26 protein-coding genes are annotated in these 25,823 nt (G+C 37.5%); 12 read left to right on the top strand and 14 right to left on the bottom strand.

The annotated features are described in order from the left end of the window. Nucleotides 1-218: 218 nt before the first annotated feature. Entirely contained in the window at nt 219-2,402 is a 2,184-nt protein-coding gene (locus tag ACM03V_RS05685; protein ID WP_414619787.1) for a dynamin family protein, read from the top strand. A gap of 205 nt (nt 2,403-2,607) precedes the next feature. On the opposite strand, the gene ACM03V_RS05680 is transcribed toward ACM03V_RS05685, so the two are convergent. The 4 genes from ACM03V_RS05680 to murC form a co-directional block, all read right to left on the bottom strand. Further along, nucleotides 2,608-3,081: a low molecular weight protein-tyrosine-phosphatase gene (locus ACM03V_RS05680; protein ID WP_414619786.1), complete on the bottom strand. Its 474-nt coding sequence runs from the start codon at nt 3,079-3,081 to the stop codon at nt 2,608-2,610. A gap of 91 nt (nt 3,082-3,172) precedes the next feature. Continuing rightward, entirely contained in the window at nt 3,173-3,520 is a 348-nt protein-coding gene (locus ACM03V_RS05675; RefSeq protein WP_414619785.1) for a YbaB/EbfC family nucleoid-associated protein, read from the bottom strand. 188 nt (nt 3,521-3,708) lie between these two features. Beyond that, on the bottom strand, nt 3,709-4,701 hold the full coding sequence (murB, locus tag ACM03V_RS05670; RefSeq protein ID WP_414619784.1) for a UDP-N-acetylmuramate dehydrogenase: 993 nt from the start codon (nt 4,699-4,701) through the stop codon (nt 3,709-3,711). Between the two features lie 130 nt (nt 4,702-4,831). Continuing rightward, a complete protein-coding gene (gene murC / locus ACM03V_RS05665; RefSeq protein ID WP_414619783.1) occupies nt 4,832-6,271 on the bottom strand; it encodes a UDP-N-acetylmuramate--L-alanine ligase in 1,440 nt (479 codons plus the stop codon). A 1,091-nt stretch (nt 6,272-7,362) separates the two neighbouring features. On the opposite strand from murC, the gene ACM03V_RS05660 reads away from it, so the two are divergent. Beyond that, a complete protein-coding gene (locus ACM03V_RS05660) occupies nt 7,363-8,382 on the top strand; it encodes a type I glyceraldehyde-3-phosphate dehydrogenase (RefSeq protein ID WP_414619782.1) in 1,020 nt (339 codons plus the stop codon). Nucleotides 8,383-8,391: 9 nt separating this feature from the next. Here the strand turns inward: ACM03V_RS05660 and thiL are convergent, their stop codons facing one another. Next, a complete protein-coding gene (gene thiL, locus ACM03V_RS05655) occupies nt 8,392-9,393 on the bottom strand; it encodes a thiamine-phosphate kinase (RefSeq protein WP_414619781.1) in 1,002 nt (333 codons plus the stop codon). 218 nt (nt 9,394-9,611) lie between these two features. Between thiL and ACM03V_RS05650 the strand changes: the two genes are divergently transcribed. Further along, complete coding sequence (locus ACM03V_RS05650; protein ID WP_414619780.1) at nt 9,612-10,016, top strand: hypothetical protein; 405 nt, start codon at nt 9,612-9,614, stop codon at nt 10,014-10,016. A gap of 303 nt (nt 10,017-10,319) precedes the next feature. Here ACM03V_RS05650 and smpB read toward each other — a convergent pair whose 3' ends face one another. Further along, nucleotides 10,320-10,793 (bottom strand): SsrA-binding protein SmpB, encoded by a 474-nt coding sequence (gene smpB, locus ACM03V_RS05645; protein ID WP_414619779.1) that lies wholly within the window; start codon nt 10,791-10,793, stop codon nt 10,320-10,322. 244 nt (nt 10,794-11,037) lie between these two features. On the opposite strand from smpB, the gene ACM03V_RS05640 reads away from it, so the two are divergent. The 4 genes from ACM03V_RS05640 (at nt 11,038) to ACM03V_RS05625 (ending at nt 15,695) form a co-directional block, all read left to right on the top strand. Beyond that, complete coding sequence (locus ACM03V_RS05640) at nt 11,038-12,144, top strand: peptidylprolyl isomerase (protein ID WP_414619778.1); 1,107 nt, start codon at nt 11,038-11,040, stop codon at nt 12,142-12,144. Nucleotides 12,145-12,374: 230 nt separating this feature from the next. Continuing rightward, complete coding sequence (locus ACM03V_RS05635; protein ID WP_414619777.1) at nt 12,375-12,794, top strand: sensor histidine kinase; 420 nt, start codon at nt 12,375-12,377, stop codon at nt 12,792-12,794. Between the two features lie 222 nt (nt 12,795-13,016). Further along, complete coding sequence (locus ACM03V_RS05630; protein WP_414619776.1) at nt 13,017-14,231, top strand: EAL domain-containing protein; 1,215 nt, start codon at nt 13,017-13,019, stop codon at nt 14,229-14,231. Between the two features lie 564 nt (nt 14,232-14,795). Continuing rightward, the gene (locus ACM03V_RS05625; protein WP_414619775.1) at nt 14,796-15,695 is read left to right on the top strand and encodes a 2OG-Fe(II) oxygenase; all 900 of its coding nucleotides are present in this window, start codon (nt 14,796-14,798) and stop codon (nt 15,693-15,695) included. A 139-nt stretch (nt 15,696-15,834) separates the two neighbouring features. Here ACM03V_RS05625 and ACM03V_RS05620 read toward each other — a convergent pair whose 3' ends face one another. After that, nucleotides 15,835-16,728 carry a DMT family transporter gene (locus ACM03V_RS05620; protein WP_414619774.1) on the bottom strand — a complete coding sequence of 298 codons (894 nt, stop codon included), beginning with the start codon at nt 16,726-16,728 and terminating at the stop codon, nt 15,835-15,837. Between the two features lie 319 nt (nt 16,729-17,047). Here ACM03V_RS05620 and ACM03V_RS05615 point away from each other — a divergent pair, with 319 nt between their 5' ends. Next, nucleotides 17,048-17,395, top strand: coding sequence for a hypothetical protein (locus ACM03V_RS05615; RefSeq protein WP_414619773.1), 348 nt, complete (start codon nt 17,048-17,050; stop codon nt 17,393-17,395). 236 nt (nt 17,396-17,631) lie between these two features. On the opposite strand, the gene ACM03V_RS05610 is transcribed toward ACM03V_RS05615, so the two are convergent. The 7 genes from ACM03V_RS05610 to acnB form a co-directional block, all read right to left on the bottom strand. Further along, nucleotides 17,632-17,745 carry a hypothetical protein gene (locus tag ACM03V_RS05610; RefSeq protein WP_414619815.1) on the bottom strand — a complete coding sequence of 38 codons (114 nt, stop codon included), beginning with the start codon at nt 17,743-17,745 and terminating at the stop codon, nt 17,632-17,634. A gap of 60 nt (nt 17,746-17,805) precedes the next feature. Beyond that, nucleotides 17,806-17,964, bottom strand: coding sequence for a type II toxin-antitoxin system HicB family antitoxin (locus ACM03V_RS05605; protein ID WP_414619772.1), 159 nt, complete (start codon nt 17,962-17,964; stop codon nt 17,806-17,808). Between the two features lie 45 nt (nt 17,965-18,009). After that, nucleotides 18,010-18,465: an HNH endonuclease gene (locus tag ACM03V_RS05600; protein WP_414619771.1), complete on the bottom strand. Its 456-nt coding sequence runs from the start codon at nt 18,463-18,465 to the stop codon at nt 18,010-18,012. Beyond that, the gene (locus ACM03V_RS05595) at nt 18,462-18,695 is read right to left on the bottom strand and encodes a hypothetical protein (protein ID WP_414619770.1); all 234 of its coding nucleotides are present in this window, start codon (nt 18,693-18,695) and stop codon (nt 18,462-18,464) included. The genes ACM03V_RS05600 and ACM03V_RS05595 overlap by 4 nt, the downstream gene beginning before the upstream one ends. 77 nt (nt 18,696-18,772) lie before the next feature. Continuing rightward, entirely contained in the window at nt 18,773-18,976 is a 204-nt protein-coding gene (locus ACM03V_RS05590; RefSeq protein ID WP_414619769.1) for a type II toxin-antitoxin system HicB family antitoxin, read from the bottom strand. A 313-nt stretch (nt 18,977-19,289) separates the two neighbouring features. Beyond that, nucleotides 19,290-19,937, bottom strand: a complete 648-nt coding sequence (locus ACM03V_RS05585) for a leucine-rich repeat domain-containing protein (RefSeq protein ID WP_414619768.1) — start codon at nt 19,935-19,937, stop codon at nt 19,290-19,292. Nucleotides 19,938-20,080: 143 nt separating this feature from the next. Then, nucleotides 20,081-22,741, bottom strand: a complete 2,661-nt coding sequence (gene acnB / locus ACM03V_RS05580; RefSeq protein ID WP_414619767.1) for a bifunctional aconitate hydratase 2/2-methylisocitrate dehydratase — start codon at nt 22,739-22,741, stop codon at nt 20,081-20,083. Between the two features lie 464 nt (nt 22,742-23,205). Between acnB and ACM03V_RS05575 the strand changes: the two genes are divergently transcribed. From ACM03V_RS05575 to ACM03V_RS05560, 4 genes are all read left to right on the top strand, one after another. After that, on the top strand, nt 23,206-23,526 hold the full coding sequence (locus ACM03V_RS05575; protein ID WP_414619766.1) for a 2Fe-2S iron-sulfur cluster-binding protein: 321 nt from the start codon (nt 23,206-23,208) through the stop codon (nt 23,524-23,526). Between the two features lie 110 nt (nt 23,527-23,636). Beyond that, nucleotides 23,637-23,819, top strand: a complete 183-nt coding sequence (locus ACM03V_RS05570) for a hypothetical protein (protein ID WP_414619765.1) — start codon at nt 23,637-23,639, stop codon at nt 23,817-23,819. A gap of 74 nt (nt 23,820-23,893) precedes the next feature. Continuing rightward, a complete protein-coding gene (locus ACM03V_RS05565; protein WP_414619764.1) occupies nt 23,894-24,487 on the top strand; it encodes a hypothetical protein in 594 nt (197 codons plus the stop codon). Nucleotides 24,488-24,749: 262 nt separating this feature from the next. After that, nucleotides 24,750-25,808, top strand: coding sequence for a DUF3326 domain-containing protein (locus ACM03V_RS05560; protein ID WP_414619763.1), 1,059 nt, complete (start codon nt 24,750-24,752; stop codon nt 25,806-25,808). The last annotated feature ends 15 nt before the right edge of the window (nt 25,809-25,823 follow it).

Raw genomic sequence — 25,823 nt, 5'->3', positions numbered from 1 at the left:
ATTTTTATTTTTTTCCACATTACAAAAGCCCCAGCGTCACCAAGACATTAATAATTTTGACCTCATGAAAGCTATAACTTTTGAGAGAGGAACGTGGAATAGCAAAAAACCAACAGAAAATGTTCCTTTTTGATCAGATTTAATGCTTTCTATTTAAGTATTTGAAGAAGTTTCTCCAAGCTTTTCGCTGTTCCCCGTTCCCCGTTCCCCTTCAAAATATGAAAACAATTCAAATTGATATCCGCCGAACTGAACGTATAAATGCAATTATTCAGCAACGGCAAAGATTTGCTCGTAGAATCGAACGCGATAAAGCAAATCTAGAAGTTTGTAAGTTAGCACTGGTTAATTTAAAACAGTACCAATCTGAGTTTCAAGAAAATGGTGTTGACGCTACATCTGCTAAACGTTTGAGAGAAATTGATTTTACTATAATTAATCAAATCGATAATCTTTTAGATTTACTGGAAAAACTGCGCTCTCGGTGTAGTCGCAGCACAATAAATATTGCAGTTGTTGGTTATGCTCGACAAGGTAAAAGTCGCTTGTTACAAAGTTTGACAGGACTCAGCAACCAAGTAATTCCTGATGGTGCTGAAGGATACTGTACGGGTACCTTAAGCAAAATTGTTCATCAACCAAGATTACAAAAAGCAGTAGCCGCCGTTAATTTTTATTCAGCTTCGGAATTCCAAAACCAAGTACTTGCTCCTTATTACGAAACTTTGGGTTTGGGTAAAAAACCTATCACTGTCGAAGAATTTGCTCGCACTCCTCCACCTGCTCTACCTTTAGAAAAAAAAGATAGCGAATTTGACAAAGCTAGATACGGACATCTGCGTAAGGATTATTATTCCAACATTGCCAAATATCGGCATTTACTTAATTCTCCCACCATAGAAGTTGCTGAATCAGAAATTCCGCAATATGTTACTCAAGATGCAAAAAATCAAACCGGCGATAAAATCGTTAATTATTTAGCAGTTAAGGACTGTGTAATATCTTGTTCTTTTCCTTACGAAGATATTGGTCAGATTTCCTTATTAGATTTACCCGGTTTGGGAGATACAAATTTAATCGAAGCAGAACGATTAATTAAAATTCTCTCCGAAGCAGCCGATTTTATTTTATTCGTTCGCAGACCGGAAGCCAATGCTGTTTGGGGAGAAGCACATCTAAAACTGTATCAAATTGCTCGTAATGCTTTAGCAAATTTTCCTCTTTCTAAATGTTCTTTTATGATTCTCAATCGCACCAAACACGGTGTGGAAGGTGGTGATAACGGCTACCGTTGCCAGAAATTGCAGGCAGAACTAAAAGAAACACCAATTCGAGTTGCAAAGTGTATTATTGCCGATTGTTCCGATTCTCAAGAAGCTTTTACTGAAGTTTTAGAGCCGATTCTCGATTATTTAGTTGAGAACGTAGAGTCAATTGAAAAAGAATATATACGGGAGTGCGAACAACAACTAGATATACTTCATCAAAATATCGGTATTGAGTTAGACAAAGCTAGTTCGGCTTTAACTAGGTATGGTGATGGAGATTTATTATTTGAACAACTTTTTGAACAGTTTTGGCGTAAATTAACGAACGACTTAGAAAAATTATTAGCAGAGTTAAAACAAAATCGGAATAGCTTAGATATTGAATTTGAAGAAAGAGTAAAAAATGCGATTCAACGATGTCGAACGGATGTAGGGATTCCTACAACCACTGAAGAAATTGCACAACGTCGTCATCTGTTTGGGTCTTACAACACCGCTTATAACGATTTTTTACATGAAATACGTACTAACTTTTTAGAACATTTCCTATCTTTAGATAGAGCAATGCAGCTTTCATTAGAAAGCCGAAAATATTTAGTTATAAAAATTATTAAATCTTATCTAGGAGAACTTGTAAATTCTCATGAAATCGAATTTCTCCAAATTATATATAAACTTCTTCCCGATAGTGCCAGCAATCTCAAACGAGGTTTTCAAAAGCTGTATGAATTCGACGTTTCCAATGCTGGAAAAATAATCCGTCTTCTGAGACTTAATATTGATAAACTTAAGCCAGATAATAACCAATTTGAAGAAGCTACAGGTGAATTTAAGATTGAAGAACAAATATTGAATACATTACAGAAACTACATCAAGAAGCAGCCGATACATCCGAACAAGCTTTAAATCAAATACTTTGCGAACCTTCTACAGATGCTTATTTTATGGTTGAAGAATTTGTAGATCGAGTGATTCGCGCTAAAAACGTACAGTTAGAATGGCGAATTTTTCTTCGTAAAGAATCATTAAAAGTTTGGTCGGAATTTGCACAAATAGAAGATCGGCTTCAACAGCAAAAAACTTGGAGAGCATTAGTTGAACGCGCTAAAGAAGTTAATGGTTTGTTGACTTAGGAAGATATGGAGATGGAAAGATGGGGAGATGGGGAGATTGGGAGATTGGGAGACAAGGAGACACGCTGCGCTAACGCACTCCAATTACCAATTCCTAATTCCTAACTCCCAACTCCCCATTCCCTAAAAACTAAAAAGTTAAGAGTTATAACTGATAACTCTTAACTATGAATTGAGATTTAATTTTGATTTGCTACAAATTTACTTACGTAGTGCGGACATCTTCTAAAAGACCTCCACAAGCATCAACAAGCAAATTTACAACTTGATTAAAGCCTTCCGTTCCACCGTAATAGGGATCTGGAACTTCTTTAAGAGAGTGACTGCGGCAATAGTCACACATCAAGCGCACTTTGTCTTGATATTCCCCGCTCGAATCCATAGAAAGAATATCGCGATAATTCTCCTTGTCCATAGCCAAAATCAAATCGAAATTTTCAAAATCCGATGATTCAAAGGCTCGTGCATTCCCGCGAAGTTTAAATCCTAAAAGATTATTCGCAGCAGCACTCATGCGAGCATCTGGGGGACTACCGATGTGATAACTTGATGTTCCGGCAGAATCACACACAATAGAATTACTTAAACCAGCTTTTTCTACCAGGTGATTCATCACATTTTCTGCGGTTGGCGAACGACAAATGTTACCCAAGCAGACAAATAGCAGCTTATAAGCCATAATGAGCGCGAATATTCCCGTTCAAAGTTTTGCAGTTTCTGGCATTTTAGAATGCCGATGCAAGCTTTAATCAAAGATCAAAGATCAAAAATCAAAAACCGGGAAGTTCCAGTCCGCTGGTCAAATCTTCCATGCGATCGCGCATGGTGGCAGTGGACTTATTGTAGGCATCTGTCATTGCTGCTGTAACTAAATCGGAGAGTACTTCTGCTCCTTCATTCATCGCATCGGGAGAAATTTCTACTCGTTTGGGTTCTTGGTTTCCACTAAGAATCACTTTTACCATTCCACCACCAGATTCCCCCTGGATTTCCATTTGCTCCAATTCTTCTTGGAGTTGTTTGGCTCCTTCTTGAACTTGCTGGGCTTTTTTGAAGGCTTCAGCTAGTTCCTTCATTTTTCCTAAACCAAAGCCAAATCCTTGTCCTTTTTCTGCCATAATAAATAGTAAGCGTGTGCTTTGAATAACAAATCAAATTCAATTATAGATGCGTCGTGTAATTTGATAGTTTTTTATATTGGTGTAATGCACCCCAAGTGTGGTGGAAATCGGATATTCAGGATTTTTTGACTCAATCTTAAATCAATAATCCATATTTTCCAACTATCTACGAGTAATTGCTTAAATTAAACAACTTGAAACTCTCCCAACATTTTGACTTCTGGGTGTAACCCAATTGACCAGCGCTCTTGTACTTGCTGCTGGACGTGACGAATAAGATTGAAAACATCGTTGGCAGTAGCTCCACCACAATTAACTATAAAGTTAGCATGGAGTTGCGCTACCTGTGCTTGACCAATTTTAAAGCCTTTAAGACCAGTTGATTCAATTAACTTACCTGCGGAATGAGGTTTAGGATTGCGAAAAACGCTGCCACAACTAGGTAAATGATAAGGTTGGGTAGCTAGCCGATGTTTTTTGTGTTGCTTAGTTTTTGCCATGACTAATGCTGGATCTGCACCGGGCTGAAGCTGCAAAGTTGCTTGGGTAACTATTAAATTGCTTCCTTGCAGTACGGAAGTACGATAGCTGTAGTTTAATTCTTCACAAGTTAAAGTTTTTAAAGTACCATCCTCAGTTAGTACCTCAGCGCTGACTAAGATATCTGCAATACAGCTATTATGCGCTCCAGCATTCATGACTACGGCACCACCGATGGTTCCTGGAATGCCAACCGCCCATTCAAAACCTTCCCAACCATGTTCTGCGACTGCGGATGCTAAAGCAGGAATTGATTCTCCGGCCGCAAATGTTACCCTACCAGTTCCGGATTCAAAATAGCTATGACGCATATGGCGAGTAGCGATAACCAAACCCGGTATGCCCTTATCGCTGACTAACAAGTTAGAACCAGCACCAAGTACTGTGATTGCTAGTTCGTGTTCTTTTGCATATTCGACGCTAGCTTGCAAAGATTCTAACGAACGGGGGGCAATAAACCATTCTGCTGGGCCACCAACCCGATAGGATGTGTAGGAAGATAAAGAAACTTTGGGCTTGATAATGCAGTCATTACCCTTTAAAGCGATTCCTTCTTTCTTCTCTTGCACTTTCATTTCTCTTCGATTGGTAGTGTCATTGGATTTACGAACATTCGCAGCCGCCTGGGAAATAATCATATTTGCCAGTATTGAATAGATTTTAATGCGAGGCTACCGTAATCATACGGCTTTAAAATTGAGCAACTAAGCGCTTGTCCGACACAGAGAATATTTAAAGTAAGAACCCTATGTCGGTTAGTCTTTCTTATTAGGATGTGGCTTGTGCCGGTTGCCGAAGAGAGTCTAAAACCAAGGGAATTGTTTGGTTCAAGTTTCCAGCACCGAGGAATAGTGCTAAATCTCCCGGACGCAAATTTTTCTCCAAGTACTCGCTAACACCGGCTAAAGTTGGGCGATACTCTACATTAGAATGATTTTTCGCTACTTGTGCGGTTAGTTGTTCGCCACTGATTAAACCAGTATTTGGTTCACCTGCACTATAGATATCGGTCAACAGGACTAAATCCGCATGGCTAAAAGATGCTGCAAATTCAGCTAAAAATTTGTGCGTGCGGCTATAACGATGAGGTTGGAATATTGCAACGACTCGTTGTCCAGGTCTTGCTTGCAATCTTGCAGCAGCTAATGTGGCGCTGAGTTCGCTAGGGTGATGGGCGTAATCATCTATAAAAGTAATTCCGTCAACTTCTCCTCGAAACTCGAAGCGTCGTCTGGCACCTTCAAAAGTAGCTAAGCCTCTAGCAATTTCGCCAAACTCTAAACCTAACTGTCTACCTATGGCTACTGCTGCTAAAGCGTTACTCAAGTTATGATGACCTAATACGCTTAAGTTCAACACTCCTAAAGCAATACCTTTTTCCCAAACTAGAGCTGTAGTACCGTCGGCACGATAGTCAATATTTGTTGCATAGTAATCGGCACCGCTATCTGGCGAGAGACTGTAACTGATATCGGGTTGAAAGCGATCGCGCACGGTTTCGCAATCAATACAAGCTACTAAAGTTTTGCACTGGCTAGTAAATGTCTTAAAGATATCTATTACTTGATCCAATGTATCGTAGTGGTCTGGATGATCTAATTCTATATTGGTAATAATTCCAATCTCTGGGGAATGCTTAACCAAAGAACCATCTGATTCATCCGCTTCCGCAACTAAATAAGGGCTTTGTCCCAGGCGAGCATTACCCTCCCAAGCTTTTACTTCGCCACCGACAATAATTGTTGGGTCAACACCTGCTTTGAGCAGCATATAACCAATCATGCTGCTAGTGGTTGTTTTACCATGAGTTCCCGCAACAGCAATACTATTGTACTGGGATATTAATGCTGCCAATATATCAGAACGGTGGAATATTGGGCAGCCTTTTTCTAATGCTGCTTTATATTCAGAATTGTTCGCATTAATTGCGGTAGAACAAACTACTTGGGGTGTCGTATATTTGCCCCCGCTTGTTAATTCTGCCGATACATATTTTCCGTTAAAAAATTCCAGATTAGCTGCTTCTTGTCTACCAAAAAAACTAACTCCAATCGATTCGAGCTTGTGAGTAATATGATTTGGACGAACATCTGAACCACTAACACAAAAGCCTTTTTGAGCAAGTATATATGCCAAAGCTGACATACCTATACCGCCTACACCAATGAAATGAAATGGTCTACCGTTAAAATCTACTGCATTTACCATCTTATTTTCCTCTGACACCACACCACACCGTTAACACTTTTAACACGCGAATCGTACAGTTAATTGTACTCGTACTGATAATAACCTTGTATATTTTACTTCATACTTAAATATTGAATTTGTTGCATTCAATGAAAGTTGTTCAAAAAGATTTTAACCCCAGATGGCATTTTTTTCTCTTTCCAAACTATTATTATGTTTCTTCTGAGAATAGAAGCACAATCTGGAAATAAACAATTGTAATTCACAATACATCATTGTCAATTAGAAAAAGTAATTGTTTACAATATTACCTGAAGCAGGTGAAAGAAGATTTGCATCTAGATAAAATTCATATATATGAATTTGAGAAAAATCACTTTGACAAGAAGTACGAATAAAAGACAAAGATTTTTATGTAGTCGAAACAACTTTGTTTTAATCTACAGAGCAAAAAGGAAATTTAAGTATCCGAATTCTGATTAACTTATAACCTCTACTATAGTTAAATGAAAATTCGGATATAGATTTTGCTTCTTATAAGCGACTAAAATCATAGTGCCCTTTTTGTATTTCGTTACAGATAGCAAACAATTAATTTAATTATCTACTGCCACTATTAAGCAAGCCAAAAAATAGTTCTTTGTATCTAAATACAACTATCATCAAACCGCACTTAGTAGTATTTTTCTAACCAACATTGCGTTCTTCAGGCGCTCGTAATTAACACTCCGCGTGTAATTTGCTAAGTGCAGTTCTATTCTCAAGTGGTGTGAATATAACTCAATCCGACTCAATCCGCAAGCAACTAGAGCAACAACTGGGCGTTCGCGTAATTACCATGTGCTGGCAATTAATACATACCCCTTTAGAAAGAGTTCCGTCAAGTAATATTCGTAACTTACGTTTAATTTACTAATTTGTTTTAGAGCTTAGTTGCGGAATTTGTTAAAACCCATATCGCTAATCTCGGTGTTTGCAGCAGCTAATCGGGATAATTTATCAATTTTTTTAGGAATCTAACGCTCCATAGTTATTAATACTCCCCCTTTGCGATATGATCGAGGTCATAAATAAGCGCTGTTTAGACATAAATACAGAGGGCAAGACCTGTGGTTAGAGTTGCAATTAATGGTTTCGGTCGCATCGGACGTAATTTTATGCGTTGTTGGATGACGAGAGAAAATAGTAACCTTGAAGTTGTTGCTATTAACGATACCTCAGACCCCAGAACCAATGCTCATTTGCTGACGTATGACACGATGCTAGGCAATTTAAAAAATGCTGACATTTCAGCTGATGATAACTCCATTACAGTAAAAGGTAAAACAATCAAATGTGTATCTGACCGTAATCCAGAAAACTTGCCCTGGAAAGAGTGGGATATTGACCTTGTGATCGAATCAACAGGGGTGTTTGTCACTGAAGATGGGGCAAGAAAGCACATTAAGGCTGGAGCTAAAAAAGTTTTAATTACGGCTCCTGGAAAGGGCGGTAACATTGGTACTTTCGTAATGGGAGTAAATCACCAAGATTACGATCCTTCCAAGTATGACGTGGTTAGTAATGCTAGCTGTACCACTAACTGCTTGGCTCCTATAGCTAAAGTGTTAGATGAAAAGTTTGGTATCATCAAAGGTACTATGACTACCACTCACAGCTACACGGGAGATCAACGTTTACTTGACGCTTCTCACCGAGATGTGCGACGTGCAAGAGCAGCGGCAATGAATATTGTACCGACTTCTACTGGTGCGGCAAAAGCAGTAGCATTAGTTTTACCAGCCTTGAAAGGAAAACTGAATGGTGTAGCATTGCGAGTTCCTACGCCTAACGTTTCGATGGTAGATTTCGTAGTCCAAGTTGAGAAACCTACCATTGCTGAAGAACTCAACCAAGCTTTCAAAAATGCTTCTGAAAACGAACTAAAAGGGTTTTTAGGTTATAGCGATTTGCCTTTAGTATCATCCGATTACAAAGGTAGCGATACCTCTTCGATTGTAGATGCCAGCCTGACAATGGTTCTGGGTGGCGACATGGTTAAGGTTATGGCTTGGTACGACAACGAGTGGGGTTACTCTCAGCGCGTTGTTGATTTGGCTGAATTGGTTGCTCAGAAATGGAATAACTAATTTTGGCTTTTAATCCGTAAAATGTTGAAATCCCCGATTTAAGTTTAAAACTTGGTCGGGGATTTTCTTGTATTTATCGTGCAACAACACTCGATCGCTGCCGGTAATAGTTCCAATTACTGCTGCACTATTACCGAGTTTTTGTACTAATGCACTTGCCGCTTGTTGGGGTAAGCACATGAGCAGTTCAAAATCTTCGCCACCATAAAGAGCATATTCTAAAGCAAGTTCAGGTGTTAGCCAATTTTCAAAAGCTTTATGTAAGGGAATCTCAGATGCTTCAATAACTGCACCAACTTGACTGCATTGGCAAACTTGTAAAATTGCATCTGCTAAACCATCGCTGCTATCCATTCCACAGATATTTACGACAGAATAGGAATCTACGATTTCCCAGAGAATTGGTAAAACATCCAAGCGTGGTTTTGGTCGTTGATGTGCTTTAATTAAAGCCTCCCGATCGTATGCGCTCAGACTTGTTTTTAAATCGGGATTTAGCAACAATTCCAAACCTCCACGAGAAGCCCCATGACAACCCGTAATGACAATTGCATTTCCCACCTTGGCTCGATCGCGACGAATAATATGCTGTGGAGAAACTTCTCCGAAAGCCGTAATCGCTACAGTTATAACTGGCGATCGCACTATGTCACCGCCAACAATCGGGGTATTATGTTCTTGTAAGCATTGGGTCATTCCTTGGTATAAGTTTTCTACCCAATCAACGGCAGTATCTCCGGGAAGTGCTAAGCCAACGGTAATACCTAACGGTGAAGCTCCCATTGCAGCTAGGTCGGAAAGATTTGCAGCCGCTGCTCGCCAACCGACATCTGACGGAGAAGTAGTAGTTTCGCTGAAGTGAACTTTATCAATTAATACATCTGTCGTTACTACCAAAGATTTTTCGGCAGCGGTTGGTAATACTGCTCCATCATCTCCGATAATATCTGGAGGACAGAAGCGCTGCAATATTTTTAAAAGTCCTTGTTCGCCAATTTCTTTTATTTGCATGGAATTCAGTTATCAGTTATCAGTTATCAGTGAAGGAGATTGGGGGATGGGGAGACAAGGGGACTTGTAGCGGTATATGATTTTTAAGTTCTAATTCATAAGCTAAAAATCTTTATTTTCATTATTTTATTTTAATGAAAACCTTTTTGTGCGGGCATCTTAGACGTTAGTAAAATACAACTTAACTCCTAACTCTTAACTCAGAACTCCTAAATAAAATGGTAAAACTGGTTTTAACGATGATTTTACTGGTGTTATTGACGGCTTGCAGTTTTGGTACGCCATCACCGAATAAACATTTAGTCAAAAAGGCGATCGCGTATTCTTTGCAGGAGACGCAACAGCAGTTGAGCCAAAAGTTAAATTTGGATTTTAGCGAACTTGAAATCAATCATTTATCAATTAAGCAACGGAAGCTGATGACGGTTGAGCATTTACCAGCTTTCCGAATGCGAGGAACTTACGATTTAAATTTGAAATTGCCAAAACGAAGTATAGAGCAACCGCAAAAAATATTTGACATTTACCTACAACTTCAAAAAGAAGGCAAAAGCTGGAGATTGCTGCTTCCTCCAGGGAGTAATGAAGATACATCAATTTGGCATAGCTATCTTGTGGAATAGCTCAACCGATTTTGGATTTTAACAACAGATGTTTTTGTTTGGGATTTTAACAACGGATGCTTTTGTTTTAGATTTTAGATTTTAGATTCAAAACCTACATTATTCTTCTCATTAAGTACTTCGGCAAAATTAATTGTGCATTTGTCATTGCGAGTTGAACGGAGTGAAACGAAGCAACCGCAACATTTTGAGAAAGATCCCCTGTCGCTCGCAATGACACAAATAATTTTGTACACCCACTTATTAACCCCATTTCCCATTCCCTATTCCCTGTTGCCTGTTCCCCATTCCCTACTCCCTACCTTAATAATTCTTCATAGCACGCTGCATTTCACGCTGATCTTGACGTTTCTTGATGGTTTCTCGCTTGTCGTGGATTTTCTTACCTTTACCAAGGGCTATACTGATTTTTACCCAACCGCTTTTCAAGTACATTTTTAAAGGTACTAAAGTCAAACCTTGCTGTTCGGTTTTTCCAATCAGCTTGCGAATTTCGTCGCGATGAAGTAGAAGTTTGCGGCTTCGACGGGGTTCGTGATTAAAGTATTGTCCGCTAGCGTTGTAGGGTGCAATATGTACGTTTAGCAGCCACGCTTCGTTATCGCGAATTAGTGCATAGCCATCTTGAAGGTTGGCTTTACCAGCGCGGATAGACTTGACTTCGGTTCCCGTTAGCTGAATTCCAGCTTCGTAAGTTTCCAGTATTTCGTATAAATAACGGGCTTGACGGTTGTCAGCAATTACTTTGTAACCTTGACTGTTTTTATCGTTGCTCATTGATGATTTTTTAAGACTCCAATTTTGAACTTGTTTTTGGGCAAATATTATCAATTTTAATGGGTAGTTAATATTCGTTATAGGCTTTTACCCAAATATATACGTCCATTTTATTAATCTTAGACACTTGATACCATTTTCGCTTGCTCTGCTGAGTGCACTTCCTCTGCTTACTCTGCTGTGGGAAGATTATTGATAGGTTACGACAAAATCTAAACAAATTGATGTTGCATTATTAGATTCCATGCTCAACTTATTAAAATCTTCTTTGAAGAATAGTCTAATTACGTTGCTACTGGTAGCGGTATTTATAGGGATAAGTACGACTGGATGGACTTCCTCCAGTATTGCTGCTTTACCGGCAGGAAATGCGATTACCGATGGTAAAGCTTTATTACGGTATGCGCTTCCAATAGAGAATGAACCAGTGCGGAAATTGCAGAAAAGCTTGGAAGATATTGCTACCCAATTAAGAGCTAACCGACGCTGGAGAGCTATTAAGAATGACTTAAAAACGGCTTCGCGAGTTCTTAGCAAACCGGAGAAAATATTAGCAAGCGTTCCCCAAGAAAATCAACAGCAAGCTTCTGTTTGGATTAACGAATTGCAAACTGGTGTGGAAAAGCTGCAAGAAGTAGCGAAAACTAAAGATAAAGATGATACTTGGATCGAACGAGCCAAGCTTTTGGATTTGGTAAGTAAGCTTGAAGAATCGATGGTGACGGCTTTTCCTTATGAAGTTCCCGCAGAATACAGTAATTTACCTCAATTAAAAGGACGTGCCACCGTAGAAGTAAAAACTACTAAAGGAGATGTTGAAGTTGTTTTAGATGGTTACAGCGCTCCTGTTACTGCTGGAAACTTTGTTGATTTGGTGCAGCGAGGTTTTTACGATGGCTTAGAATTCTTACGTGCAGAAGATTTTTATGTACTGCAAGCTGGAGATCCACCGGGTAAAGATGTAGGTTTTATTGACCCTAAAACAGGGGAATACCGCGCAATTCCGATGGAAGTGCTTGTGGAAGGAGATAAAGAACCAATGTACGGTATTACTCTCGAAGAAGCTGGACTTTACACCGAAATGCCAGTTTTACCTTTCTCTGCTTACGGTGCAGTTGCAATGGCTCGTCCTGAAACTGAAGTTAACGGAGGTTCTTCCCAATTTTTCTTCTTTCTGTTTGAACCCGAACTTACTCCTGCTGGACGCAACTTATTAGATGGACGTTATTCTGTCTTTGGTTATGTCACCGAAGGTAAAGAAATTTTGGAAAAAATTAAGCAAGGAGACAAAATCGAATCAGCCAAAGTTACTCAAGGAATTGAGAATTTGGTAGAACCTAGCAATGCATAGATAATTAGTTTTGAATGCTTCGTTACGGTTTTTGTAACCGAGCAACTTTTACCGCAACCATCGTGTAAGGCAAAGCAAGTAATGGTTGCGGTTTTTTTGTTACGACTTTTTCTGCTTCTTCTATTGCCCGTGCTTGTCTATTTAGATAATTTCCATATATTTAGTATAAAAAATAAACCTATCTTTCAGCATTTATACTCAAGCTACAATTAATTTTGAGAGACAAGAATATGAAGAGAGACTTGATCAAAAATGCTTCTGAGCAACAACCAGATATAACTATTAATTTTCTGACTAATAATACAACATTAATCGGATTAATTGATGAAAGAACAGTTGGACATATTTTGAATAACTTGCTTTCCAATGCAATTAAATATTCAAACGCTGGAAATACTGTTAAGTTTACTCTTTATTCTCACAACAAACGAGCGATATTTGAAATTGAAGATCAAGGTATAGGTATTCCTTCAGAAGAGTTATCATCCTTATTCAATTCTTTTCATAGATGCAAAAATGTAAGTAATATTTCGGGTACGGGATTGGGATTATCGATTGTCAAAAAGTGTGTAGATATGCTGCAAGGCGAGATAAGTGTCAAAAGCGAAATTGGAGTAGGTACGAAGTTTACGGTTGCAATTCCGTTATAAAGTTGCTGTTAAAATATATATATTAACAAGAATTAACATTACAATTTTTTTAAAGTTTAAATACAATAGAAATAAAGAGAAATCAAGTTTATCAAAACCTTATGCCATGATGAATTAAAGATTTTGGGTATAAATATTTAGCTAAGAGAATTTAGCTAAGAAAGTATTAATCATTAATTTCAGTTATCAAGCAAAAACAATAATCAATTTGTCAAAAAAATCATGGCTAAAATATTAGTAATTGAAGACGAAGCATCAGTACGTGAGAATATCTTGGATTTATTAGAAGCCGAAAGTTTTGAAACTCTAGCAGCGGCTAACGGAAAAATTGGTCTAGATTTAGCAGTTTCTGAAGTTCCTGATTTGATTTTGTGCGATTTAATGATGCCAAATATTGATGGTTATGAAGTTCTAAAAAAACTAAACTTACAAGCAAATACAGCAACTATTCCATTTATATTTCTGACAGCTAGAACTGCTAAGGCTGATGTACGTACAGGTATGGACTTGGGTGCTGATGACTATCTTACCAAACCATTTACCCGCTCCGAACTCTTAAGCGCAATCAAGAGTCGATTAGAAAAGCAAAAAAATAACATCAAATATACCTCTAATAATCAGAAAAAGTCTGATAGCTTTTTACCAGAGCTTCAAATTTTAAAAAGTTGCTTACTTAGAACTTTAGCGCATAGAAAATTAAGAGAATTCCAAGCTCATTATCAACCAATTGTTGACACTAGTTCTGGCTTAATAGTTGGTGCTGAAAGTTTAGTTCGTTGGCAAAGTTCAGAATTAGGTCTAATTTCTCCTGGTGAATTAATTCCTTTAGCCGAATCGACGGGTTTAATTATTCCAATTGGAGAATGGTTAATCCACAATGTCTGTAACCAAACGAAAATATGGCAAGATGCCGGTTATAAAAATTTCTATGCTACGATAAATATCTCAGTCAATCAATTAATTCAGCCAGATTTCGTTTCAAAATTACTTAAATCGTTGGTAGAAAATGATTTGCATCCGTCTTCCCTAGAGTTAGAAGTTACAGAAAGGATGATCGGACAGGATATGAATACAGCAATTAATAGAATGCAAGAATTGCGATCGCATGGCTTGAAACTTTCTATTGATGATTTTGGTACTGGTCGTTGCTCTCTTCTTCATTTAAAGCAACTGCCAATAGATACTTTAAAAATAGACCATTACTTTATCCATAATATTGATAAAGATAGACAAAAGTCAGTAATAACTAAGGGAATTGTTGAAATGGCTCATAACCTCAACCTACAAGTAGTTGCTGAAGGTGTAGAAACTAAAGCAGAATTAAATATTGTAAGAGCGCTTAAATTCGATAAAACACAAGGTTATCTGTTAAGTCATCCTTTACCAGTCACGGAGTTTGAAGAATTATTACTTACTAATGTACGTTTGATAGCGTAAATTTCTATAAATCCAGAAAAGCTTTATTTAGAAATTGATTCTTATTCTCCGAGTTTAAATCTACAAAAGCTTGTTGCCGAAATTTTACTCTTGTCTCTTAAAAATTACAACAACAGCGATATGTGAAGTTAATAGATTTAATCTACCCTATATTGCATAAAAGATTAAAATTTGATGAAGAAGTATACAGTATCTTCGGAACAAACTTGACATTTATCCATAATGTGTCTACGCAAAGCTTCAGAGTTTGATTAAATTCTGAAGCTTTGCTGTATTAGTAGAAAAACCTGGTGATTATGTGATAATATATACTAACTCAGTATATAATTTCAAGCTGAAGGACTAGATAAAAGTTAATACAAATCATCTTATCAATGTAATATAAAGCCAGTATTAAGTAATCTCACCTAAAAGTAAATTTTTCACAAATTAAAAGCTTTAATGAGTTTATGTTTTAAAAAATATGTAATTCTATATTTGATTTAACCAAAATATTTTATACACATATAGCTTTGGATAATTCTTAACCTTTGCGTATTTATATACCGTAATTCTGAGTAAAATATGTATAAAAAAATTGTCTACAAGATTCGTAACGAAGTATCGCTAAATACTCGTCAACTTCCGTTTTTGTGTACTCAAGGTGAGCTTAACTATCAAATTGCACGGAAAAGGCATTTTGATAAGTTACCAGTTATTTCGGATTATGAGCAGAATTTGATAGATACATTGAGATCTGAAGGAGTTGCGATGACTTCATTACAAGCTCTATCTATTCCTTCTACCGAAGTAATGCTTCAAGCAGCCAATAACTTAAGACCAAAAATACCCCAAAGCATTTCTCAAAATAAAAATGAGTTTGTAGTTCATGCAACTCCACAACAAATTTTAGAACATAAAGAAATTTTTCTTTGGGGTTTAGAACAACGTTTAATCAATATCATTGAGAACTATATTGGCTTGCCAGTGGCTTATCACGGAGCCTACTTTCGGAGAGATAATATTAACCCGGTTCAAATCAAGTCAAGACTATGGCATATAGATCCCGAAGATAGAAAAGTTTTGAAAGTAGTGATTTATCTGAATGATGTAGATGAGAATAGTGGCCCTTTTGAATATATTCCATTATCTTGGAATTCTGAAATAATTTCTGCTTTAAAATATACGCATGGCTACGTTCAAGATAAAACAATGGAGAAATTAATATCTCCATCGCATTTTAAATCCTGTACGGGAATTGCTGGAACAGTTATTTTAGCTGCAACTGGTGGCATATTTCATAGAGGCAAAATACCCGTATCTTCAGATAGATACTCAGTCTTTTTTGATTACACCTCTAGAAAACCGATAGTGCATCATTCTTACGGTGCGTCTTTCCTTAGTGATGAACAATTGCAGTTGTTAGCAAAAAATCTTACCCCCAAACAAAGAGAGTGTGTTTTTTGGAAAGAGCATTTTTGGTAAATGTTTAATTAAGGGAATGGGGAATGGGGAACAGCGAACAGGGAATAAGAAAGATTTTGATGTTTTTCATCAAAAACATACGTCTTATCCTGTTCATTTTACTGATTTAAGTTACTAAACGATGGAAGAGAATTAGCTACTAAAGGTAAAACAGTAGTGCGATTCCAGCAATCGAAATAACAACACCTAAAATCGCTCGAATACTAACTTTTTCTCCCATCCAAATCGCAAAAGGAATGACGAAAATCGGGCTAGTCTGTAAAAGAGTAGAAGCAATTCCCACTGATGTAAATTTAATCGCCGTTTGTTGCAGCCAAATTCCTAAATAAGTTCCACAAAAAGCTGCAAAAAGTGTTCCTGCAATTACTTTGGAGTTTCGTAAGCTGCTTAATCGAAAAGTACTTTGCTGTCTAAAAGATGCCCATACCAGCAGAATTAAAATTCCAGCACTCAACCTTAATAAAGCTGCCCATAAAGGACTAATTTGGGTATTGGCGATCGCACTACGCGAAAGCACCGCACCAACAGCACCAGCAGCTGCCGTCAATAAGCCAAAAACTATACCGCGTCGAAATTCTGCTGTAGAAATATGCCCTATATCGGTAGTACGCTCGCTAACAACCCAAGCCACACCTAAGATTGTCAATAAAATACCGCATCCGGCCAGAGTATTTAACTTTTCTTGAAGAAAAATCAGACCCAAAATCGCTGAAATTGGCGAAGTCAGAGTTTGCATCAGCAATGCTCGACGCGGCCCCAAAGTATTTATAGTAGTAAAGAATGCCGTATCACCCAAACTAATACCAATTACACCGCTTAGTAGTATCAGACACATCGGTAAAATGGTGATAGAAGGAAATAGCTCTCCAGTAACGAGAATTGTGAAGACAAAAAACGCGATCGCAATTATTCCTTTGATCAGATTTAACTGTAAAGGTGGAATACGCGCACCTAATTTACCATAAACTATAGACGCTACAGCCCATAAACAAGCAGCAGCTAAAGCAGCTACTTCCCCTGAAAAATTTGTCATTCCAAATATTAAGAAATATTAAAAAGAGTAAATGACCCTTTTCAATTAGTGAAAAACTTTAATATTTTAATATAAATAGCGTTATAAATATTAGCACTCTATGAAGCTATCTGCTAATTTTTTACGAGACAAATATTAGCACTCTCGATTATTAACTGCTAACTTTGTACGAGAGTAATTATAGCACTTTTTGTGTATTTTGCTAGTTTTTCTTTAAAGAATAACAATCGTAAATTCGATTGTATTTAATAATTTGTCTGTATAGCGCTAAAACATATCTTTAAAAATCAAAAGTTTTTTTACAACCTGGAGGAATCCGATGAAATATACTTTCGATATTGTAGGTGTATCTCCAATTTTGCACTTTTTTAACCATCAACTAATTAGCGAAGAAAATCCGCAAAGTCAGGGTGTAGAGTACTTAGGAACTCATAAATGTACTTTAGATGCATTTCTCGAAACAGTGGAACCAGTACCTTCAAAATGGGGTTGGAATATGGATGAAGTAGTAGATACAGTAGTTAAGTTTTGGATGAATAATTCCGAGAGTATTGGTTATTGGAAATCCCGTTTAACTGATGCGGGTGATGATAATGTATTGGTTGCAAGGGTAGCGGATATGAAAGCTTTGAAATCGGAGTTTGATTCCTTATTGGGAGAAGGTTGATGTAATAAATACCTTTAGACTGGAAGTCTAGGGCTACACAAACAAAGCCCACCTGCGTGGGCTGATATTTTATATAAGAAGATAATTTCAAAAATATTTTATTTGTAATTTGTAGGTTGGGTTAGACGCATGGAAGCTTTTGATATGAAACGAATAATTAATTATGCGTCGTAACCCAACATCCGGTATTTAGGAGTTTAATATTTTACTTAATATTAATATTCAAAGTTTTCAGCTTATACATCTTCAGTTTCTAACGAAGCTAAATACTTAAGAGCTTCTTCTTTAGATAGTCTTTCTTCTCCTTCAACTCCCTTCATCAATTTTACCAAAATATAATCTTCAAGAATTTCTTCGATTTATTCAAATTCATGTAGCTCTTCGATAGAAATAGATGCTTGATAAATATTTTATTCAGCGTTATAAACATCTTCAAAAGATTCTATTGCTTCTTTTAATTTACTAATACCATTTTCTTGAGTATCACCTTGTCCTACAATGCCATTTTCCAAGCATAAAATGATCCAATAGCCAGCGCTTTGTCTTAATATTGCTGTGTAAAAATCCATTCTTATTTATTTGTTAGGGTTGTGACTTAAGTTTAGCTAAGGATATTATGCTGATTGTCGAGGATCTTGTTTTGGAGGATGTAAACCAGCTTCAACCCAAAAACCTCGCGCACTTTGGATAGAATCATTCTCTGGGTAGCGTTCATCATTAAGGTCAAGCCTTTTGCAGGTTGCTCTACCTGTAGGTGTAACACCAATAATTCTTTTACCATTTGCTGACCAAATAAAATGTTCCGACCACATTTGTTGTCGAGAATTAAATAGAGGTACTATTGCTTCAGTTTCCGAGTCAAATCCAGCAATAAAATTGTAGCGACGCTCATTGCAACGTCGGCAAGCCAAAGCTAAATTATTAATATCATCAGAACCACCGATAGATTTAGGAAGCAAATGGTCTACCGTAAATCTGGTTGCACTAATGCGTTCTGGAGAATGGCAATATTCACACAAATAATTTGCTCTTGCACGTACCAGTTCTTTAGTAGCATCATCAATAGTCATTTTTGAGCTATCAAAATTGCATTTATATGAGTGAAAATTTTATCTAGTTCTCCAATTTCTTCAAGCTCGATAATTTCTTCAAGAGTTAGCAAATCGGCTTTTTTACGTTCTAATAGTTCTTCCATCCTTGCTTGCAGTTCATCATTGAATTTGAACAAGGAAAGATTATTTATCGTTTCTACTTTAATGCTGGCGAGTTTTGATGAAGGTCTAGCAATTACAGTCGTCATGAGCTTAGACGCAATTTATTATATGTGTTTCTATTTTAATGCTTAAATGAATAATTCTGGAGAACTATCGCAGTTGTTCAAATTCTTCGTTCAACATCTTCAGGTAAAAAACGTCCTTCAGCATACTCTTCTTGTATCATCTCAAAAACGTTGACGAGTTCAGCACGAGCTTCATTATCGGTTTGTCCCCAAGCATGACAACCGGGAATTGCTGGGACATAAGCGACGAAAGTGTTGTTGTCAGGACGAATAACAATTGTGTAGTTTTTTAGGGAGTTCATGGGGTTATTTTTGCAAGTTTTATCAAAAATGTAGAGCGATTGTTGTGGGGGGAGATGGGAGTGCCAATTTCCTATTTACAATATTGAAATCGTAGAAGGTAGTAATTGTAGGTTGGGTTAGGCACACGAGAATACTTGACATGAAACGAATAATTAATTATGTGCCGTAACCCAACATCTAACTTATTATGAATAATCCAATTATGTTGTTTTGGGTTTTGCGATCGCTCTACCCAACCTACAATTTCATCTATATGTAATTCTTCCAATCCCAATCTATATTCTTCCAATCCCGAATACTTTCTGGTAAAGTTTATAACAAGTTGTATTTTACATCTATATATTTAATATTTTTTAATTCCCCAATACTATCGGGCAAAAATCTCAAATAATTTTCTTTCATATACAGTTCTTGAAGACTTTGCAGTTCACCAATACTTTTTGGTAAATATTCTAAATCATTTTTTTCTATATTAAGATATTGAAGATTTTCTAATTCACCAATACTTTCTGGTAAAGACATTAATTTTCCACCTTCAAGACGCAAGGTTTTTAATTTTTTCAAATTACCAATAGTTTCAGGCAACTGATGTAAATTCCAATTATTCTGGATTTCTAATTCTGTTAAATTTTCAAGATTACCAATATTATTGGGTAATGATTGTATTGCGGTACCACAAATTGTAAGGCGTTTCAAACACTTAAGCTTTTCAATACTATCAGGAATTTTCTTAAAATCACTCAAATCCCCTATACAACCTTTAATCTCTAATTCAGTAAGATAGCTTAAATTACCGACACTTTCCGGCAACTCTTTAAGTTTATAACAATCAGCAATAGATAGTTTTCGTATACTTAGGTCATTGAAAACATTTTCAGGTAAATACTCTATATCACGGTAATCGTAAATTTGAAATACTCCATAATAATTGAATTCACCAATTTCAGGTATTTTGTTCATGAGAATTTATAAATAAATTCAAAAAAGCTTTTTACATTTTTGCTGCTTGTATTTAAAATTATCTGCGTCCCTCTGCGTTAACCTCCGCGCTCCTCTGCGTTTAAAAATAAACTTTAAGGTGGGCATTGCCCACCCCAAATTAATTACTTAGCCCCACTCGGCATCCCCAAAATATCCTCAATCTTCGGCATTTCTTCCAACGGAATCACTCTCCCTTCATCCTCAAAACCTTGAATTTGGTCAAAGTTTAAATACTTATACAAATCATCAGCAAAAGGATGAATTTTCTTCGCCACAATATCCATATATTCCTGTACCGAAGGCAGCTTTCCTAACAATCCACAAACGGCTGCTAACTCCGCAGAACCAAGGTAAACTTGCGCTCCTTTACCCATGCGATTGTTGAAGTTTCTAGTAGATGTAGAAAACACTGTTGCGCCATCTTCTACTCTTGCTTGGTTGCCCATACATAAGCTACAACCGGGCATTTCCGTTCGCGCATTTGCACCCTCAAATACTTCGTAAATACCTTCTTCTTTCAATTGTTTTTCATCCATGCGGGTAGGAGGACAAATCCACAATTGAGTTGTAACTTTTCCGGCATTTTCTAATACTTTTGATGCTGCTCTGTAGTGTCCAATATTTGTCATGCAGGAACCAATGAATACTTCGTCAACTTTATTCCCTACCACTTCCGATAATAATTTTACGTTATCTGGATCGTTTGGTGCGGCTACTATTGGTTCTTTGATTTCGTTTAAGTCAATTTCAATGATTTCTGCATATTCTGCATTCTCATCACCTGACATTAATTCGGGATTTGCCAGCCATTCTTCCATTTTGGCGACGCGACGCATGATAGTACGAGCATCTTTGTAACCCCGCGCTGCCATATTCTTTAATAAAGCGACGTTAGAACGCAGATATTCAGCAACTGTTGATTCGCTTAATTTAATCGTACAGCCAGCACAAGAACGTTCGGCGCTGGCATCTGTTAATTCAAAGGCTTGCTCTACTTTTAAATCTGGTAAGCCTTCGATTTCCATGATTCTTCCGGCGAAGACGTTTTTCTTGTTCTGTTTCTCTACCGTTAACAAACCGTTTTGAATTGCGACGTAAGGTATGGCGTTAACAACATCTCGCAAAGTAACACCGGGCTGCAATTCACCTTTAAATTTGACCAAGACTGATTCCGGCATATCCAAAGGCATTACGCCTAAAGCTGCTGCAAACGCTACCAAACCGGAACCTGCTGGAAATGAAATTCCCAAGGGAAAACGAGTATGGGAGTCGCCACCTGTACCCACGGTATCTGGTAACAGCATCCGGTTTAACCACGAGTGAATAATACCATCACCAGGACGTAACGCCACACCACCACGTTGAGCGAAAAAGTCTGGTAATTCTTTGTGAGTCTCTACATCAACGGGTTTGGGATAAGCTGCGGTGTGACAGAAGCTTTGCATTACCAAGTCAGCGGAGAAACCCAAACAAGCGAGTTCTTTTAATTCGTCGCGAGTCATTGGTCCAGTGGTATCCTGAGAACCAACAGTAGTCATGAGCGGCTCGCAAGACATACCGGGGCGTACTCCTGGTAAACCGCAAGCTTTTCCGACCATTTTCTGAGCTAAACTAAAACCTTTACCGCTATCTACGGTTGCTTGGGGACGAATAAATAAAGTACTGGGTTCTAAATTTAATGCTTCGCGGATTTTGTCGGTAAGCGCACGTCCGATAAGTAACGGAATTCTGCCACCAGCGCGTACTTCATCAAAAATTGTATCGGGTTTTAGCTTAAATGTGGAAATAAGTTCGCCTTTTTCGTTGGTAATTTCACCTTTGTAGGGATGAATGGTTATTACCATACCCGTTTCCATCTTGCTGACATCGCATTCGATGGGTAAAGCACCTGCATCTTCGGCGGTGTTAAAGAATATTGGCGCGATGCTGCTACCTAAAATATATCCTCCGGCTCGCTTGTTGGGTACGTAAGGAATATCATTTCCCAAATGCCACAATACCGAATTAATCGCCGATTTACGCGATGAGCCAGTTCCCACTACATCCCCAACATATGCCACGGGATGCCCTTTTTCTTTTAACTTAGCAATGGTTGCCAACCCGTCGGGCATGGAACTTTCCAACATTGCTAAAGCGTGCAGGGGAATATCAGGGCGCGTGGTAGCGTGGGTTGCGGGTGATAAGTCGTCAGTATTGGTTTCGCCAGGAACTTTGAAAACCGTAACCGTAATTTCTGCGGGTACTTCCGGACGAATTGTAAACCATTCCGCTTCTGCCCAGGAATTAACAACCCTTTTAGCATAAGGATTAGTTTCAGCAAGTTCTAAAACATCGTGGAAGGCATCGTAAACCAACACCGTTTTACTTAAAGCCGTTGCTGCTTTGGCTGCGATCGGTTCTTTACCTTCACCACCCATCACCAAAGGTGTTTCGGAAGAGTCGGATACCCATACGGTAGCAGTTTGTAACAGTTCGATCAAAGACTGGACGTTGTAACCGCCCACCATAGTACCCAATAATTGTACTGCTTCAATGGGTGAAATCAAAGGGCAATCAATTTCCTCTTTAGCAATCCCGGTAAGGAATCCAGCCTTTACATAAGCTGCCGGATCGACTCCAGGGGAAACTCTTTCTCGCAGCAAATGCAGTAAAAATTCTGCTTCGCCTTCCGGTGGATTTTTCAGTAATTCACACAGTTCCGACGTTTGTTTGGCATCTAATGGTAAGGGCGGAATCCCTAATGCAGTTCTTTCTTCAGCCTGTTTGCGATATGATTCCAGCATTTTCATCTCCATAAATACAATTTAAAATTTATAATTGGATATTTATTATCTACTTTTCAGATTAACTTTTATTGAAAACTATAAAGATTCACCTACAGATAGAATTATTAGTAATTGTTACAGTTTTCCTGTTCTACACTATACAGAGCATCCCGCAAAAAACTTCCGCAAACAGTTTTTGACAAACAATTGAAATTATTTGTAACCATTACTCAACGCACAAATACAAGCTAAATGTTTATGTGTATAAATGAAGTTGATCGAAATAATTTTGATAACAAATTAATCATATCGATACAATCGGTTAAAATTTTTCTGCCAAAGACTTATAATTATTACTTTATAGCCAAAGGTGGCAAATTTATCTAATTGAGAATTATTATATATTGCTTAATGGTTGAATTGTAGGCTTATTAATAATATAAAATATTCAGTATTATACGGACACATACCATATATTGTATATGACTACAACTTATACTGTTGAATTCATCCATCAAGGTAAAACACACACATTACAGGTACCCGAAGACAAAACAATTCTATCTGTTGCTGACGAAGCAGGTTTGGAATTGCCTTCTTCATGTAATGCTGGTGTTTGTACCACCTGTGCCGGCAAAATCGTCAATGGTGGTAGTGTAGAGCAAAGCGAGGGCATGGGAGTTAGTCCAGATTTACAAAATCAAGGTTTTGCGCTGCTTTGCGTTTCCTATCCTCGTTCCGATTTGAAGATTGAAACCGAGCAGGAAGATACTGTTTATCAAAATCAATTTGGTAAGGATTAATTATTAACTTTAGTTTAGCGATCGACTGTTATTGAATGGCAGTCGATTGTTATCGGTTTTCATAAAATAGGGAATAGGGAACAAGGAACACTAAGGAAAAATAATAAATAATGATTACTGATTTTATTAGCGTAGAAATTGATTTACAAGAAAATACCGCCCAGCTACATAAGTCTATAGAAGCTGAATTAAGAAAGAATGGTGAACCTTTACGTTGGGCTATTACTGCTGTGGATTCTCAGAGAAAAAAAGTTACCTTGGAAGCGGTAATTACGAGAATAAAACTTAACTAAAATAAATCAAAAACTTTATTTTATGCTTTCAAAATTTATTATTTCATTTTTTATATGATTCAAGGAATAGGTCAATGGCTTACAGTGATTTAACATTAAGTAACTTCAAAAATAATTTCGATATTCATATACACGAAGTTGCCGATTTATTTAAGAATATTGAACCTTTAGAAGCAAGTGATAAATTAAAGAGCGATTTAAAGGAAACCGCCGAACTAGCTTTAGCAATCAATACCGAAAAAGCACGTTCAGAAATGATTATTCTACCTATTTTGCTGGAAATAAGACGTAGAGCTAATTATCAAATAAGTTTATTCTCCGGTACTAACTTTGATGTTGAGATAGAAAAAGGTTTAAATGGTTATTGTGATTTTATTATTAGTCGTTCAAAGGAACAACTACTTATTAATGCACCAGTTTTGATTATTATTGAAGCGAAAAACGAAAATATTAAAAATGGATTGGGGCAGTGTGCGGGGGCAATGTTAGCAGCACAGATATTTAACCAGCAACAAAATAATGGTATCAAAACTATTTATGGAGCAGTAACTACAGGAGATATTTGGAAGTTTATTAAATTGGAAGATAGTAATTTATTTATTGATTTGAATAATTACTATATTAAGGAACTTGCGAATATATTAGGAATTTTATATCAGGGTATATAACTAAGAGAAAAAACCGCAGAGACACAGAGAACGCAGCGTTAGCGGAGCGTGTCCGTTAGGACATAAAGTGTGTGTGGTCTTGGGGGTTTCCCCCATGTGAGCCGGAGGCTTTCTCGCAGAGAACAACTTTTTAAGACAGAGGAAAGAGATAAAGAGAGCTATTATAGCAACTTGTAAAAACTCTGCTTTCGTTCCCATTTTGTTGATTATTAATAAGACAAATTATTAGATAATTGATAATTGTTAATTGATAACTGAATAAATGCGTCCATATACTGCAATTTTAATTATTCCAACTGGTGTTGGAGCAACTATCGGAGGTTATGCAGGTGATGCATTACCCGTTGCCAAAGCTATGGCTGAAGTTTGCGATGTTTTGATAACTCATCCGAATGTCCTCAATGGGGCAATGCTGTACTGGAATCTACCTAATACTTTATATGTTGAAGGTTATGGTATTGACAAGTTTGCGGCAGGAAGTTGGGGTTTACAGTCGGTACATCAAAATAAAATTGGTTTGATTTTTGACAAAGGAATTGAGCCAGATTTACGTTTGAGAAATATTCAGGCAGCAGATGCAGCTAGAGCAACGCTAGGATTAAATTTAACAGATTATGTAGTTACGGACGCTCCTTTAAATGTAGAATTAGGCTCGGCGGAATCTGGTGCAAGTTGGGGCACCATCGGCAATCCAGATAGTTTGTTAAGGGCTGCGGAAGTGTTGATAAATAAAGCAGGTGCTAGTGCGATCGCAGTTGTTGCGCGTTTTCCCGATAACCTTGATGAAGAGGCTGAGCAAAACTACCGTGAAGGCAACGGAGTAGACTTAATCGCTGGTGCGGAAGCGGTAATCAGCCATTTGATAGTGCGAGAATTTCAGATTCCTTGCGCTCATTCTCCAACATTTTCTCCACCACCTTTAGATGCAAATTTATCACCGCGCTCTGCTGCGGAGGAATTGGGTTATACTTTTTTACCAAGTGTACTTGTAGGATTGAGTCGCGCACCCCAATTTATTACCGGGAAATCTAATCAATTTCCTCACAATAGCGATATATGGGTAAATCAAATTGATGCAGTAGTAGTACCAGCGAATGCTTGCGGTAGCAGTGCTTTGTTGAGTTTGAGTCAAAATAAATGTCAAATAATTACTGTAGAGGAAAATCAAACTCAGATGCAAGTTCCTCCTCAACCCTTGGGAATAAAAACAATATCGGCAAGCTCTTACTTAGAAGCAATCGGAATATTGGCGGCTGATAAAGCAGGAGTTAATCCATCTGTTTTAAGTTCTACAATATTTTCTTTACAGCCGTTAGTTTAGATGTTAATTGTTAGT

It is taken from the genome of Calothrix sp. CCY 0018 (assembly GCF_963920925.1).
GTDB lineage: Bacteria > Cyanobacteriota > Cyanobacteriia > Cyanobacteriales > Nostocaceae > Rivularia.
Note: the sequence above shows the minus strand (reverse complement) of the source record. Positions and strands in the feature narration are given on the sequence as shown.